The organism is Pseudarthrobacter sp. CCNWLW207, assembly GCF_037203945.1.
In the GTDB taxonomy this organism is placed as follows: Bacteria; Actinomycetota; Actinomycetes; order Actinomycetales; family Micrococcaceae; genus Arthrobacter.
On the sequence record NZ_JBBCBS010000006.1, the window covers coordinates 94,824 to 109,519 of the forward strand.

Genomic DNA, 14,696 nt, shown 5'->3' on the forward strand with positions numbered 1-14,696 from the left:
CCAGCTCACTGCTCGCGTTGTAGATAAATGGGTATGGGCTTACACGGAACGAGCAAGGAGGCTCTCATGATCAACAGAAGGCATTTCCTCACCACCGTGGCCATCGGCACCGCATCTGCCGCTGCACTCGCGGCCTGCGGTACCGGCTCCACAACCGCCGGGGAAACCGGCTCCGCGGAGAACCCCGTCACCATCAACTACACCTGGTGGGGCAACGACGACCGTGCTGAGCGCACCCGTAAGGCCATTGCCCTGTTCGAAGAAAAGAACAAGGACATCAAGGTCAACGGCAACTTCACCGACTTCGCCGGATACTGGCAGAAGCGTGCAACCGAAGCCGCCGGCGGTGGCCTGCCCGACGTCATGCAGTGGGACCTGTCCTACATGCGGGACTACGGCCAGCGTAACCAGCTCCTGGACCTGGGCACGGTCAAGATCAACACGGACGCTTTCGACAAGTCGCTCCTGCCCTCGGGCCAGATCCGTGGCAAGACTTACGGCATTCCCACCAGCACCAACGCCTTTGCCGTGTACTACGACCCCGCCAAGCTCGCCTCACTCGGCATCGCCGAACCGGACGGCACCTGGACCTACAAGGAATACAACGCGTTCCTGGCCGAGGTCGGATCCAAGGGCAACGGCGCGCTCTTCGGCGGCACCGATTACACGTCCGTCTGGTGGATGTTCAACATCTGGCTCCGCCAGAATGACATCGCCGCCTTCACCGATGAGGGCAAGCTTGGCTTCACCAAGGATGACCTGAAGAAATGGTGGAACCTCACCGCCGACCTTCGCGGCACTCCCGCCATCGTTTCCGAGGAACGCACCACCCAGCTCGCTCCGAAGTCCCCGTTCGGCTCGAACGTCACCGCCACTGAGGTCACCTGGGATAACTTCATGGCCGGCTACCTCGCTGACAGCGGCGCCAAGGAGCTCAAGCTCGTACCGGTTCCCTCCGACGATCCGGATAACCTGGGCCTGTTCCTGAAGCCCTCCATGCTGATGGTCGCCAGCGCCAAGACCAAGTACAAGGACGCCGCTGCCCGGTTCATCGACTTCATGGTCAACGACCCCGAGGTTGGCCAGATCTTCAAGACCTCCCGCGGCGTTCCAGCCTCCAAGACCCAGCGCGACGGCACCACCTTTGAGGGCACCGACAAGCTGGTTGTTGACTACGAAAAGTCCATCGAGAAGTACCTCAAGGACGCCCCCGAGCCGCCCATCGTCGGCTTCGGCACGCTGGAAGCTTCCTTCAAGCGCATCAGCTCCGAGCTGAACTACGGCAAGGTCACCGTGGACGGCGCAGCGGACGCGTGGTTCAAGGAAGCCGAAGACCTCATCAAGCAGAACGCCTGAGCAGTTTTATTATCTGCCCTTGCGTTCCCAACTGACGGATTGAACTCGTGACTCAAAGCCCAACCCTGAGCAGGCGTTCGACGCAGTCCGCTCCCTCGCAGCCGCGCAAGTCGCGGCAGCGGGGGGCGGACGCCCGCGCCGGCTACACCTTCCTGCTGCCCTGGCTGCTGGGATTCATCGTCCTGACCATAGGTCCGATGGTTTCCTCGCTGTACCTGTCCTTCACCAACTACAACCTCTTCGATCCGCCCAAGTGGATCGGCCTGGACAACTACACCACCATGTTCCAGGACGAGCGGTTCCTGCAGTCGGTGGGCGTGACCGTCGGCTACGTGGTCTTCGGTACTCCGCTCAAGCTCGCCGCCGCGCTGGCCGTGGCGATGCTGTTGAACAGTGCGCGCAAGGGCCAGGGCTTCTACCGGTCCGCGTTCTACGCCCCGTCCCTGATCGGCGCGTCCGTTTCCATCGCCATCGTCTGGAAGGCGATGTTCGGTGATTCCGGTCCGGTGGACCAGGGCCTGTCCTTCTTCGGGATCAACCTCGGCGGCTGGGTGGGCAACCCGTCCATGACCATGCCGATGTTCATCCTGCTGACCGTCTGGCAGTTCGGTGCCCCGATGGTGATCTTCCTCGCCGGCCTCAAGCAGATCCCGGCTGACCTGTACGAAGCGGCCTCGATGGACGGTGCCGGCCCGGTACGGAAGTTCTTCAACATCACCTGGCCCATGCTCTCCCCGGTGGTCTTCTTCAACCTGCTGATGGAAACCATCCACGCGTTCCAGATCTTCAGCTCGGCCTACATCATTTCCAACGGTGAAGGCGGCCCCGCCGGCTCCACCCTCTTCTACACCCTCTACCTGTACCTGCGCGGCTTCAGCGACTTCCGGATGGGTTATGCCTCGGCGATGGCCTGGCTGCTCCTGATTGTCGTCGGCATCATCACCCTGATCATCTTCCGCACCTCCAAGTCCTGGGTCCACTACAGCGGAGACGCAAAATGACAACCATGGCAACCCCCACCCAGTCCACACCGGACGCGCAGGCGCCGCACTACAACCCCAAGGCCGAATCGGTCGGGACCAAACGCGCCAAGAGCGCAGCCTTCCACATCGTCGCCATCGCCCTCACGGCAATAGTCCTCTATCCGGGCCTGTGGATGATCGCCTCGTCCTTCAAGCCGAACTCCGAAATCGGCGGAACGAACACCTCGCTGTGGTCCAACAACTTCAGCTTCGACAACTTCATCACGGCCATGGATGGAATCGGCGGGGTGACCACCCTGCAGTTCTTCACCAACTCCCTGATCCTGGCCATCGGCGCCGTCGTCGGCACCATCCTCTCCGCGTCCGTCTCCGCGTACGCGTTCGCGAGGATCAAGTTCCCCGGCCGCAGCATCTTCTTCGGCATGATGATCGCCACCCTCCTGCTGCCCTTCCACGTGGTGATCATCCCGCAGTACATCATCTTCAACCAGCTCGGCCTCGTGGACACCTACATCCCGCTGCTGATCGGCAAATTCCTCGCCGCCGACGCGTTCTTCGTCTTCCTCATGGTCCAGTTCATGCGCAACCTCCCGGCCGAACTGGACGAGGCGGCACGCATCGACGGTGCAGGCCACGTGCGGATCTTCACCTCCATCATGCTCCCGCTGATGAAGCCGGCGCTGATCTCCACCTCGATCTTCTCCTTCATCTGGAGCTGGAACGACTTCCTCGGCCCCCTGCTCTACCTGAACACCCCGGAAAAGTACCCGTTGCCCCTGGCCCTGCGCCTGTTCGTGGACCAGACCCAGTCCTCGGACTACGGAGCCATGATCGCCATGTCCGTCCTGGCCCTGCTGCCCGTACTGATCTTCTTCCTGGTGTTCCAGCGCTACATCGTTGAAGGCGTCTCCACCCAAGGCCTCAAGGGCTGATAGAGAATATGAGCACTATGGACAGCACCACACCCGCTTCAGGCCGCAATGAACCAATCCCGGTAAACCGCTTCGCACTGTTTTCCGAGACCCTGCTGGCCGGACTGTTGGTGCTGGTGCTGTCCATTCCGCTTGTCACCATTCCTGCTGCCTACGCGGCCGGTATCGCCCACCTTGAGCGGCACCTCTCCGGGCGGGACGATTCCCTCCGCGGCCTCTGGGGCACCTTCAAGGCTGCCCTGCCCGGCAGCTGGAAACTGGGAATCACGACGGCGGCAGCCGCCGTCGTGATTGTCCTGAACCTGTTGCTCGCAACAGTTGGGCAACTGCCCGGCAGTGCCGTGGTCCTCCCGGCGACGCTCATCCTGGCAACGGCCGGTGCGGTCCTGCTCCTGCGCACCACCGCAGCCTGGTCCGACTTTGCCGGCCCTGCCTCCGCCGCCCGCAACACCCCGGCGGCCCCCGGCGCACCCGCTGAAGCGCCGCCGTCGTCCGCCTCCAAGTCCGCGTCCTGGTCCTCCGCCCTGGAAACCGCGAAGGCCCTGTCGCTCCGCGATTGGACCGGCTCCCTCCTCCTCGTGGCCGCACTGTTCGCCGCCGTTGTTTTCGTGTGGATGCTTGTAGCGCTCTTCGTGGTAGTGCCCGGCACGCTGATCCTGGCTGCGGCGTCGGTAAAAATGCGTTCCACCCGCGTCCAGTAATTCTCTGCCTTTCACCTTTTCCTACCGAGTTGAGTCCGACGTGTCTTCCGACCGCCCCCAGTCCGCAGAGTCCCTTCGTCACCCGAAAGGCCCGGTTCGCTGGTACTTTCCGCTGACGCAGCACAACTACCGCCTCTATATGGGGATGACCCTGGCCGGCAGCATGGGTGTCTGGATGCAGCGCCTGGCCCAGGATTGGCTGGTGCTCCAGCTGACAGGCAGCCCGGCTGCGGTTGGCGTCGCCGTGGCACTGCAGTTCCTGCCCATGCTGATCGTGGGTCCGCTCAGCGGCCTGCTAGTGGATATCTTCCCCAAGCGCCGCGTCATGATGGTCTGCCAGTCCGTGATTGTCCTCCTGGCCGCGGGACTGGCAGCCTCTGCCGCCACCGGCAACATCACCGTATGGATTGTTTATGGAAGCTGCATCGCGCTGGGCATCACCTCCGCGATCGACGGTCCTGCCCGGCAGGTCTTCGTCAATGAAGTAGTGGGCGACGCAGGCCTCCGGCCGGCAATCGGCCTCACCAACGCCATCGGCCAGCTCGGCGCCATGGCCGGGCCAGCTCTGGGCGGGGCGGTCATCGCCTACGCCGGATCCGCGGCGGCCTTCGCGTCGAACGCCTTCCTCGGCCTGCTGGTCCTGGGCATGATTGCCGGTATCCGGCCCGCCCTCCTGCACACGGACGCCCCGGCTGTCCGCGGACACGGCCAGCTCCTGGCCGGGTTCCGGTATGTCCGGGACAGGCCTTCGCTGCTGCTCATTATTGCCCTGGCAGGATTGCTGGGTGCCTTTGGCATGAACGGACCGGTAGTGCTGGCGGCCTTTGCGGAACGTGTGTGGCATAACGGCGTGGAAGGTTTTGGCCTGTTCAATACGGTGAGTGCCGTCGGTGCCCTGGCTGGCGCCCTGCTGGCCGCCCGCCTCCGGACTTTTGGGCGGAAGGGGATCGTGGCCGCTGCTGGCCTGTTTGGCCTGGCGCAACTCGTGGCGGCGCTGATGCCCAACCTGGTTCTCTTTACAGTGATGCTCGTGGTGGTGGGCCTGATGACCCTCCTGTTCCTGACCAGTGCCGCTACTGCCGTCCAACTTGAAGCCGGCCCGGAAGTCCGCGGCCGGGTCATGGCCCTGTACCTGCCGTTGCTGCTCGGCGGCCACGCACTGGGTGGCCTCCTGGCCGGCTGGCTTACTGAACAGTTCGGCGTCCGAACGGGCCTGGTGGTCACCGGCGTCCTGGGCATGTTCTCTGCCCTTGTCATTGGCTTCCTGCTGTGGAGGAATTCACGTCGGACTGGCCCAACTAGGTAGCAGTTGATGTCGTTTTGGACGGTCAAAACGACATCAACTGCTACCTAGTTGGGATGGGGGACGCTGGTGAGGATTCCTTGGCTGGCGTGAACGTCCACGTGCCACTGTGGATCCGGAAGTCACGCGGTGCCTGATTGCCAAGGTCAGCGGTTCCGCCCCCGGCGCCGTGGTGCGCGGGACCGCCTGGACCGGAACGCACGACGGCGGGTCCCGCCGTCGTGCCTTGGATTGCGTAGGTGCCGGCCGGCAGCCGTACGGTCGCCGTGACGCCGGCCGGAACCGTGCATTCGAGCTGCATGCCGGCGGATGTCCGCCGCCAACTGGCAAATACCGCGCCGTTGGGCACTGGGACTCGTCCTTTGGCATGTTCCAGCCGGCAGATCGGCGGTTCGATGAGCACCTCACTGCCTCCGGGTACGGTGACCCGGACGCCTAGCAGGAACTCCAGGATCTCCTTCACCACGGAGGCCGACCAGGCGTGGGACTGGCTGTAGTCGGTGCCGTCGACGAGGTCCCAGGCTTCCCACGTGAAACTTGCGCCCTGCTTGAGGAGCCGCGCCCACCCCGGCTGGTCCGCAGACGTGAGCAGGTCCAGGACCGCGTCGATCTGCCTCTGGGCCAGGAGTGCTCGGACCAGGCGGTGCACGGTCATGGGTCCCTGCCGCATGCCCTGGCCTGCGATCCTTTGCGCATCTGCGGCTGCGTGGGAAGGGTCGGTGATGCCGAGGGACAGCGGGAAGGACGTGGCGTGTTGGGAGGCGTGGGTGCTGGGGGTTCCGTCGGCGTGCAGCCCGTCAACCATCACGCCGTTCACGCGCAGGCGGGTGCGGATGGTTTCCGCGAGGGCGCCGGCGTGGCCGGCGTACCGGACGGCCGCGTCCTCCTGCCCGGCCAGGCTGCACAACCGTGCCGTGGAGATCAGCGCTGAGTAGGCTTGGGCGTTGACGGTGGTTTTGGCGGCGCAGTCCATGTCGTAGCCGAAGCGGCCGGGGGCTGGCCAGTCCACGATGCCGTGCAGGTAGGGGCCGGAGCCGCCGCCGAGGTCGGTGACCAGTCCCGCGGTCGGGCCCTCCGTGGCGAGGTATCGCAGGGCGTAGTCCGCGGTGTTCCGGAGGTGGGGGAGCAGTTCCGATACGAGGGCGAGGTCTGCGGTGCGGTGGTGGTATTCCTCGGCCCATTCGGGCATCATGAGCGAGAAGTCGGGGATGTCCCGTTTGCCGTCACCGTTGGGGTAGACGGCGTTGTAGCGGCCCAGGTCCTCGCTCTCGGTCCAGTAACGGGAGGCGGACCAGCCGAATTCGCGCAGTGCCTGGGCGGTGTAGGCGTGTTCGCCGAACAGGGCCATGGTGGCGTAGGAGATGTTGACGGCGTCGGCCAGGAACTGGCCTTTCTCCCGTGTGGGTGTGTCCACGAACTGTTCCTGGATCCCGTGCAGCGCGGAGTCGCGCAGCAGCCCGAACACCGAGTCCAGGGTTGGGTCGGAGCTGCTGAAGCTTCCCTCGTCCGGGTGCCGTCCGTGGACGACGACGGCGCCCACCCGGGACAGGTCCGAGGCCTCCACGCCGGGGAGTTCCAGATAGCGGAAGCCCAGATGCACGGTGGCGCGGAACTGCTGCAGTCCGTCTGCCTGCGTGTACGGGAAGGACATATCGGTGTTCTGGCTGGCCGTTTTGCCTCGGTCTACCCGGCCGTCCGCGTCCAGGCTGTAGCCGGCCCGGATGATCAGCGTCCGCCCGGACACGCCCGTGAGGAAGTCCACTTCCGGGCGGGCCGGGATGACCTTGCCGAAGTCAGCCACAAGCGTGCCGTCAGTGGCGGTCAAGAAGGACTGCGGGGCGACAAACGTCTCGGACACGGAGGTTCGCCGGGGGTGCAGCGCCGGAAACTGTGGGACCGGGTGGCGGCCGTAGCTCAGGGCCGGTGGCATGTCCTGGCCGGCATCCAGCGTTGCCGCGGCTTGCCCGTCGAAGTGTTCCACGGGATCGCCCTCATCGTTGCGGTAGCCGGCCTGCCGGTACGGCGCCTCGGTGGCCGTCCAGTCCGGGCCGGAGCCGAAGACTTCGCGGCGGCCGTCCGTGTAGTCCACGCTGAGCCGGACCAGCAGGCCGGGCAGGCCAGCGGCCCTGCCTTGGCCGGGGCCATACCAGTGCAGGAGGGCGGTCAGGGGAACCTCGACGGGTTGGTCAAGCGGGGCTGTCTTGTCGGACGGGTATTGCGTTCCGGCAGCTTCGGGCTGTCCCGGTGACTGCAGAGCGAGCAGCGCGGTGATATCGGCGGCGTCGTAATATCCCTCGCCGGGGTAGCCGAAGGAGGTGGTGCTGAGGCAGGGGGTGCCGTTCAGGGCGACCTGCGCGTGATGGCTGGCCGCTGCGAAAAGGCGTGCCCTGGCCACGGTCCCGGTAAGCCGGACCGTGCTGCGGAAGAGGGTCCATTCGTCTGGTTGCCGGTGTGCCGTGGTGCGGGCCCACTGCCCCAGGAACGCGCGGGCCTCGTCAGGGCTGTTGCTGAACTGGTGGTCCAGGAGTACTGCATCGCCAGGAATATCGTCAGTGACGGTGCCGCCAGCGCCAGCTGTATCCGGCCCGGCCGTGATCCGCAGCGAAGCGTACTCGGCCTGGCTACGCGGACCCTGGTGCAGGGCGAAACGGCCCTCAAACCCGGCGGGGAGCGGCTCATTAACGGTGAGCAGCTCAACGCCGTCGAGGGCAACGGTGATAGTGGTGCCGTCGTCGGCCACAGCCAGGTCCTGCCACGTGCCGGGGAACAGGTCCTTGCCGGGCAGCCTGTCCTGGCTGGCCACGGCTCTGCGGTCAAGCTGGGCGCTGGCCAGGACATCGGTAGGCGGAGTGGCGGCGGCGGGGATTTCCCAAGCGGGGGCGCGGCGGAGTACTACGTGGCCCGCGGTGTCCAGTTCCAGTAACAGTCCTGTCCCGGGGCCCGTGCTGCGGAGGAGGAGTCCCGCCCAGCCCATAACCGGCCGGAGGCGGGCTTTCAAGGTGAAACGGCGGACGGGAGGGCATGGAACCGGGAGGAACGGCGAGCCGGCAACGCGGAGTGTGCCTTCCAGGACCTCCAGCGGAGCCTGGCCGCCAGGTGCCCGGTGGATCCAATCGGCACCCCACGCACGGTCCGAAAGTCCGGTGCTGAATGGCTCTGCTTCAGACCATGGCCCGGGATTGCCTCCGGCGTCGCTCACGCGGACCCGCCAGGTGTAATCCGCATCCTCGGCCAGGTCCGGACCGCCATAAGGAACCCCGGATTGGCGGGCCGAGGGAACGGGGCCGGAGAACCAGACTTCGGCCCCGGCAGCATCCTTGACGGCAATTTCGTAGCCGGTTTGGCGGGCCGCGGCGGGATCGGCATCTTGCGGCTGGTTCACCCGCCACCCGAATACCGGCCGCAGGGAAGCAGTGAGGCAGGGGGTCAGGCCGTCAGTCAGCAAGCCGGAAGCCTGCAGTTCGCCTTGACGGGTAAGAGTCGGGGTTGGTTCCTGGACGGGGGAGAGGCCCATCAGGAAGCAGATCCGTACGCCGGAAGTGCCCAGGGAAGTCCGAGTTCGCTGAAGGTTGCGTGCTCTTGTGTGGCACGCTCCAGCGCGTCCTCGATTCCGACGACGACGGCGTGGGCGGCGTCGCCGTCACCTTCCCACTGGACATAGTCAGGGCTGATCAGGGCTGGCTGGGGTGCCGTCCGGATGGCTTCCAGCACCAGCATGAAGGCGCCGCTGTCCACGAGCGGGCTGATCAGTGCTGTGCCTTCGCGGCGGTGGGCGATGAGGTTCTCCGTGAGGTCGTCCCGGCCGAAGACCTGCTCGGTTTCCCCTGAGGGCGTGCGTACAGTGAGGCGGTCCTCGGTGTAGTGGAACACTGCCTCGCCCTGGGAGCCCTGCAACGTCACATACGGTTCCACAGATTCCGTGGCGCAGATAGTGAGCGCACACGTGACGGGCAGTCCCGTGTTGGTGCGGATCCGGATAACGGAGGTGTCGTCGGATTCGATGTCGTTGGCATGGTAGAGGTCCGTTTCCACGGAAGCAACGTCCTCGACCGTGCGGGCGCCGGCGATGCGCAGCGCGGTGGCCACGGCATGTGCCAGGGGATTAGTGGCCACGCCGTCTACCACGTCGACGCCGTCGATGCTTCGTTTCCCGGCCCAGCGGGAGCGCTGGTAGTAGGCCTTGTCGCGGACCCAGCGGCCGGTGGCAGAGATGCCCTGCAGCGTGCCGATGTCTCCGCTGGCCAGTAGTTCCTCAATGGCCTGCAGCGCGTGTGAGCCCAGGCTCTGGAAGCCGATCTGCACGCTCCGGCCTGATGCCCGTGCGGCATCGCAGAGGGTGTTGAAGTCGGCCAGGGACGCCACCGGCGGCTTCTCCAGGTACAGGTCGGCGTTGGCGGTGAGCGCGGCGAGGCCCAGCGGGGCGTGGGTCTGGATGGGGGTGGCCACAATGATCAGTTCCAGGCCTGATGTGGCGGCAAGCAAGTCGGTGAGCCCGGGGAAAACGGCCGCAGTGTCCGGAACGGATCCCGGCGCCGGAGGCTGGGGATCGGCAACCGCAACGAGTTCGACGACGCCGGCAGCCTGCAGTCGCTCAAGGTTGCGCAGGTGATGGGTGCCGAAGCCGTGGACGCCGACCAGCGCCACTCGGGCCGGGCGTAGAGGCCCAGCCGGGGTTTCGGGGCTCCATCGATGGGAGGGGGCAGGCTCGTCGGCCTGGACAGGCTCTTCATTTCGGGACTGTGACTCGGCGGCTGTGCCGGCTGGCTTTCCCATCGGTCTCCTTTTCTGCCCGCAGGCATCAAAACTCAGGTCCGGCGGCAGCATCGGGATGGCGCCGGAGCAGACGTTGCGCCGCTCCCTTCATGCCGGCGTTGGCACGCGGGAACGGGGCCGAAACGCCCTGGCCCTTGCAGGAGGTTTCCCAGCAAGCGCTTTCCAAGATCCAGTGTGGACCACGCCGGGGTGGTGAGTCCAGCAATGTAACGATTCAAAAACTAGCTTGACCTGCCCGGCATGGGGGGTCTAGATTGCGAGAAACCGATTACTCACGTGACGCCCGCCACTCTGGAAGCGTTTCTGCAACGACGGAGAACCGAAGGGAGCTTTGCCATGCTGGCTGGAAATTTCAGTTCACGCGCCTACTCGTTCTTTGACACCCTGCTGTGGATCGCCTGCCTTAACCTGCTGTGGATCCTTTTCACCCTGTTTGGCCTTGGCGTACTCGGGGCCGGACCGGCGACGGCTGCGGCGCAAATCCTGGTCCGGCGGAGGGCCCGGGGAGAAGCAGCGCCGTTGCTCAGGTCCTTTGCCAAGGAGTACTGCGCGAACTTCGTCCGTGCTAACGCGCTGGCGCTGCCCGTCATGGCGGTGGCCTTGGCCCTGGCCATGAACTGGAACTACTCGTCCGGCGGGAGGGACCTGATGTCCCAACTGGTCGCGGCCGGCACATTTGTGGCGGCTATCTTCCTTGCCGGTGCGGCCTGCTACCTCTTCCCCATGTATGCCCGCTACGAACTGCCTCTGGGCCAGTACCTGATGACCTGCTCCCGCTTCGCTATCCGCCATCTGGCGGGCACCGTGATCCTGCTGTTCGTCACGGCTGCGGCTGTCTACGCGAGCCGCGCGTTGCCGGGACTCATCCCGTTCTTCAGTATCGGCGCCTGGCTGTACGTGACCGGCTGGCTGTGCGACCGGTTCTTTGCCGCCAACGACGACTCCGTCGCGGCCCTTGCCCTGGCGGAGGAGGGGGCCGGGAATGCCGGGGCCCGCACGGGTGGCGGCAGCACCGCCGTCGGACATTCCAGGCCCCTGGGGGCACCCGTTGGATGAGCCGCACGCCACCGGGCTGCACCAAAGCGCGGCCTCCTTCGGAAGCCCCCCGGGATGTTGCCCTGCTCAGCGCAGGCAGAGTCCTCGTGAGTTGCAGTGAAACGTATCAAAAGCTGGCCCCAGCCTCACTGGCACCAAGTTACACCTGAACCGCACCAACTGATCCGCCGGGAAAAATCCCGGAACCAACCCCAAAGAAGTGGAAAAGGAACAACATGATCACTAGGAAATTCAGCCTGGCCGCCGCCGTCGTGACCGCCACCGCCCTGACCCTGACCGCGTGCGGTGCCGGGGAAACCCAGTCAGCGGACCTGGCCACCATTAATGTGATGGCTCCGTTCCTGGAAGCGCAGCCGCCCACACCTGATGGGGCCGTGCAGCAAAAACTGGAAGAACTCACCGGCAAGGACGTCAATATCACCTGGACGCCCAACGCCTCCTACGAGGACAAGATGAACATCACGCTGGCGTCCTCCGAGATTCCGCACGTCCTGGTGGTGCAGAGCAAGTCCCCGGGGTTCGTCAAAAACGCCGAGGCGGGGGCATTCTGGGACCTCACCGACAAGCTCGACGCGTACCCCAACCTGAAGTCCACCTTCCCGGAGGTGGAACAGAACGCCAGCATTAACGGCAAGGTCTACGGTGTCTTCCGTGCCCGGAATCCGATCCGCTCGGCCGTGATGTTCCGCCAGGACTGGCTGGACAGACTGGGCTTGGAGGCTCCTAAGACCACCGAGGACCTTTACAAGGTGGCTAAGGCCTTCACTGAACAGGACCCGGACGGCAACGGCCAGGCCGACACCTGGGGCATCACCATCCCGAAGTGGGGTGCCTTGGGCTCCAACAGCCCCTACGACATGATCGAGACCTGGTACGGCGCCGGCAACCGCTGGACCGAGCGGGACGGGAAGCTGATCCCGAGCTTCGAGACCGAAGAGTTCATCGAAGCCAACCGGTTCGTCAAGAAGATGGTGGATGAGAAGCTTATCAACCCTGACTTCGCCACTTTCGATGGCACCAAGTGGAACGAGCCGTTCTTCAACGGCAAGGGTGGGATCATCGTGGACGTCGACTCTCGCGTCAGCGTCCTGATCAACCTGTTCAAGCAGGCCAACCCGAACGACTTCGAGAACAAGGTGGGCTTTGTTGGTGGGCTCGAAGGCCCGGACGGTGAACTGAACACGCACCCCACTGACGGTTACTCCGGCTTCCTGGCCATCCCCAAGACCAGCGTCCGCACCGAGGCTGAGCTGAAGACCGTACTGGAGTTCCTGGACAAGATGAACTCCAAAGACACCGCCGTCCTGCTGAACAACGGGATCGAGGGCGTGAACTTCACCCTCGAAGACGGCAAGGCCGCCACCATCAAGCCTGAGACCCCTGAGGGCAAGGTAGTCAACACCGATATCAAGAGCTACGCCCAGTTGGGAACCAACGTCACGGGCAACAACTTCTACCCGGTCAAGCAGGCTTCCGAGTACGAGCAGGAAGTCTTCGACCGGCGTATTGAGGTCATGGCTGAGGACCTCAAGAGTGCCGTCTACAACCCGGCCGCTGCTTTCGTCTCGCCCACCTACGTGGCCAAGGGTGCGCAGCTGGACAATATCGTGGCGGACGCCCGCATCAAGTACCTGGCCGGCCAGATCGATGAGCAGGGCCTGAAGGACGCCATCAAGCTGTGGAAGACCAGCGGGGGCGACAAGGTCCAGGAAGAAATCAACAAGCTCTGGCAGGACAGCAAGTAAATGTCGGCCCCTGTCATCGACGCCCAGGCCGCGGAGCGGGGGCAGTCCCCTGCCCCCGCTCCGCGGAAGCGCGGCAAGTTTTCGGTCCATTTCGCGCACTACAAGTGGCTGTATCTGTTGCTGCTGCCGGGTGTGGTGTATTTCGCGGTGTTCCGCTACGCCCCGATGTACGGGGTGTCCATCGCGTTCAAGGACTACGTCCCGTTCCTTGGGGTGAACGGCAGCCCTTGGGTGGGGGTCCAGCATTTCCAGGACTTCTTCTCGAACCCTGACTTCGCCCGGTTGCTGGGCAACACCCTGATCCTGGCCTTCCTGAACCTGGGCATCGCCTTCCCTCTGACCATTGTGCTCGCGCTGCTCTTGAACGAGGTCCGGCTCTCCATCCTCAAGCGCACCGTCCAGACCCTGGTCTACATCCCGCATTTCCTGTCCTGGACCATCGTGGCGTCCCTGAGCTTCCTGCTGTTCGCCCTGGACTTCGGGCCGTTGTTCTTGTTCATCAACAACGTGCTGGGCACGGACATTGACTTCCTCTCCGACCCTGCGTGGTTCCGGCCGCTGATTGTGCTGCAGGAGATCTGGAAGAACACCGGCTGGGGGACCATCATCTTCCTCGCAGCCCTGGCCACCGTGGACCAGGACCAGTACGAGGCCGCGATCATCGACGGCGCCGGACGGTTCCGCCGGGTCTGGCACATCACGCTGCCCGGTATCCGCTCCACCATCATCGTGATGCTCATCCTCGCGATCGGGCAGATGCTCAACACCGGCTTCGAGCAGATCTACCTGATGACCAACGCCCTGAACCGCGATGTCGCCGACGTCTTCGACACCTATGTCTACTTCGTGGGCATCACCCAGGGCGCCTACAGCTACTCCACCGCGGTGGGCCTGTTCAAGTCACTGGTGGGCATCGTGCTGATCTTCGGCACCAACGCCCTGGCCAAGCGATTCAACCAGAGCGGACTGTTCTAATGAAGATCCACAACACCACGGGCGGGCGGATCTTCGACGCCGCCAACTATGTGTTCCTGACCCTGATCGGCGTCATCACGCTGCTGCCGTTCGTCTATGTGTTCGCCGGCTCCTTCGCCACCGAAGCCGAAATCACCCGGCGGGCCTTCTTCGTCTGGCCCGAACAGTTCTCCCTGGGCGCCTACGAATACATCTTCTCCACTCCGGCATTCATCCGCGCCCTGGTCACCACAGTCCTGGTCACCGCCGTCGGCACCGTGGTGCAGCTGATCCTGACCGTGACCATGGCCTATCCACTGGCCAAACGGAACCTCCGCGGCCGGCAGCTGATCCTGTCCCTGGTGGTCTTCGCCATGGTCTTCTCCGGCGGCATGATCCCCACCTTCCTGCTGGTCAAGGATCTGGGCCTGCTCAACTCCTACTGGGCGCTGATCCTGCCGGCGGCGATCAACCCGTTCAGCCTGATCATCATCAAGAACTTCTTCCAGGAGCTCCCCGCCGAGCTGGAAGAGTCCGCGAAGATGGACGGCGCCACCGAGGTCGGGATCCTCTGGCGGATCCTGCTCCCGCTCTCCAAACCCGTGCTGGCAACGTTCGCGCTGTTCTACGCCGTGGGGATCTGGAACGACTTCATGTCACCCCTGCTCTACCTGAGTGACAACTCGAAGTGGACCCTGCAGATGTACCTGCGCCAGGTCACCGCCTCCTCGGACCTGCTGGGTACCGGCAACGTGGACCCGAACTACATCCCCCCGGAGCAGGGCATCAAGTTCGCCGTGATCGTGGTGGCCACCCTGCCCATCCTGATCTTCTACCCGTTCCTGCAAAAGCACTTCGCCAAAGGCATGCTGATCGGCTCGGTCAAGGGCTGA

The 14,696-nt window shown here is 64.5% G+C and carries 11 protein-coding genes; 9 read left to right on the forward strand and 2 right to left on the reverse strand.

The genetic code is table 11. From position 1 onward, the window contains the following. Window positions 1–66 precede the first annotated feature (66 nt). Genes V9L17_RS11930 through V9L17_RS11950 form a run of 5 tightly spaced genes read left to right on the forward strand, consistent with a single transcriptional unit; the run spans window position 67 to window position 5,278 of the window. Window positions 67–1,356 carry an ABC transporter substrate-binding protein gene (locus V9L17_RS11930; protein ID WP_337346026.1) on the forward strand — a complete coding sequence of 430 codons (1,290 nt, stop codon included), beginning with the start codon at window positions 67–69 and terminating at the stop codon, window positions 1,354–1,356. 47 nt (window positions 1,357–1,403) lie between these two features. Then, window positions 1,404–2,357 (forward strand): carbohydrate ABC transporter permease, encoded by a 954-nt coding sequence (locus tag V9L17_RS11935; RefSeq protein ID WP_337346027.1) that lies wholly within the window; start codon window positions 1,404–1,406, stop codon window positions 2,355–2,357. Continuing rightward, the gene (locus V9L17_RS11940; RefSeq protein WP_337346028.1) at window positions 2,354–3,271 is read left to right on the forward strand and encodes a carbohydrate ABC transporter permease; all 918 of its coding nucleotides are present in this window, start codon (window positions 2,354–2,356) and stop codon (window positions 3,269–3,271) included. Before V9L17_RS11935 ends, V9L17_RS11940 begins: the two co-directional genes overlap by 4 nt. 8 nt (window positions 3,272–3,279) lie before the next feature. Beyond that, window positions 3,280–3,972, forward strand: coding sequence for a Poxvirus protein I5 (locus tag V9L17_RS11945; protein WP_337351575.1), 693 nt, complete (start codon window positions 3,280–3,282; stop codon window positions 3,970–3,972). A 40-nt stretch (window positions 3,973–4,012) separates the two neighbouring features. Then, window positions 4,013–5,278 (forward strand): MFS transporter, encoded by a 1,266-nt coding sequence (locus tag V9L17_RS11950; RefSeq protein ID WP_337346030.1) that lies wholly within the window; start codon window positions 4,013–4,015, stop codon window positions 5,276–5,278. 40 nt (window positions 5,279–5,318) lie between these two features. Here the strand turns inward: V9L17_RS11950 and V9L17_RS11955 are convergent, their stop codons facing one another. After that, window positions 5,319–8,789, reverse strand: a complete 3,471-nt coding sequence (locus V9L17_RS11955; RefSeq protein WP_337351576.1) for a family 78 glycoside hydrolase catalytic domain — start codon at window positions 8,787–8,789, stop codon at window positions 5,319–5,321. Next, entirely contained in the window at window positions 8,789–10,048 is a 1,260-nt protein-coding gene (locus tag V9L17_RS11960; RefSeq protein ID WP_337346032.1) for a Gfo/Idh/MocA family protein, read from the reverse strand. The genes V9L17_RS11955 and V9L17_RS11960 overlap by 1 nt, the downstream gene beginning before the upstream one ends. A gap of 336 nt (window positions 10,049–10,384) precedes the next feature. Between V9L17_RS11960 and V9L17_RS11965 the strand changes: the two genes are divergently transcribed. The 4 genes from V9L17_RS11965 to V9L17_RS11980 all read left to right on the forward strand — a co-directional run bounded on the left by V9L17_RS11965 (window position 10,385) and on the right by V9L17_RS11980 (window position 14,696). After that, window positions 10,385–11,104 carry a YesL family protein gene (locus V9L17_RS11965; RefSeq protein ID WP_337351577.1) on the forward strand — a complete coding sequence of 240 codons (720 nt, stop codon included), beginning with the start codon at window positions 10,385–10,387 and terminating at the stop codon, window positions 11,102–11,104. A 215-nt stretch (window positions 11,105–11,319) separates the two neighbouring features. Further along, the gene (locus V9L17_RS11970; protein WP_337351578.1) at window positions 11,320–12,849 is read left to right on the forward strand and encodes an extracellular solute-binding protein; all 1,530 of its coding nucleotides are present in this window, start codon (window positions 11,320–11,322) and stop codon (window positions 12,847–12,849) included. Next, entirely contained in the window at window positions 12,850–13,824 is a 975-nt protein-coding gene (locus V9L17_RS11975; RefSeq protein WP_337351579.1) for an ABC transporter permease, read from the forward strand. After that, complete coding sequence (locus V9L17_RS11980) at window positions 13,824–14,696, forward strand: carbohydrate ABC transporter permease (RefSeq protein ID WP_337346036.1); 873 nt, start codon at window positions 13,824–13,826, stop codon at window positions 14,694–14,696. Before V9L17_RS11975 ends, V9L17_RS11980 begins: the two co-directional genes overlap by 1 nt.

Excerpts from the sequence above, each read along its gene's own strand:
- V9L17_RS11930 (WP_337346026.1), top strand. The coding sequence starts at position 67 with ATGATCAACAGAAGGCATTTCCTCACCACCGTGGCCATCGGCACCGCA.
- V9L17_RS11940 (WP_337346028.1), top strand. The coding sequence starts at position 2,354 with ATGACAACCATGGCAACCCCCACCCAGTCCACACCGGACGCGCAGGCG.
- V9L17_RS11945 (WP_337351575.1), top strand. The coding sequence starts at position 3,280 with ATGAGCACTATGGACAGCACCACACCCGCTTCAGGCCGCAATGAACCA.
- V9L17_RS11955 (WP_337351576.1), bottom strand. The coding sequence starts at position 8,789 with ATGGGCCTCTCCCCCGTCCAGGAACCAACCCCGACTCTTACCCGTCAA.
- V9L17_RS11960 (WP_337346032.1), bottom strand. The coding sequence starts at position 10,048 with ATGGGAAAGCCAGCCGGCACAGCCGCCGAGTCACAGTCCCGAAATGAA.
- V9L17_RS11965 (WP_337351577.1), top strand. The coding sequence starts at position 10,385 with ATGCTGGCTGGAAATTTCAGTTCACGCGCCTACTCGTTCTTTGACACC.
- V9L17_RS11970 (WP_337351578.1), top strand. The coding sequence starts at position 11,320 with ATGATCACTAGGAAATTCAGCCTGGCCGCCGCCGTCGTGACCGCCACC.
- V9L17_RS11975 (WP_337351579.1), top strand. The coding sequence starts at position 12,850 with ATGTCGGCCCCTGTCATCGACGCCCAGGCCGCGGAGCGGGGGCAGTCC.
- V9L17_RS11980 (WP_337346036.1), top strand. The coding sequence starts at position 13,824 with ATGAAGATCCACAACACCACGGGCGGGCGGATCTTCGACGCCGCCAAC.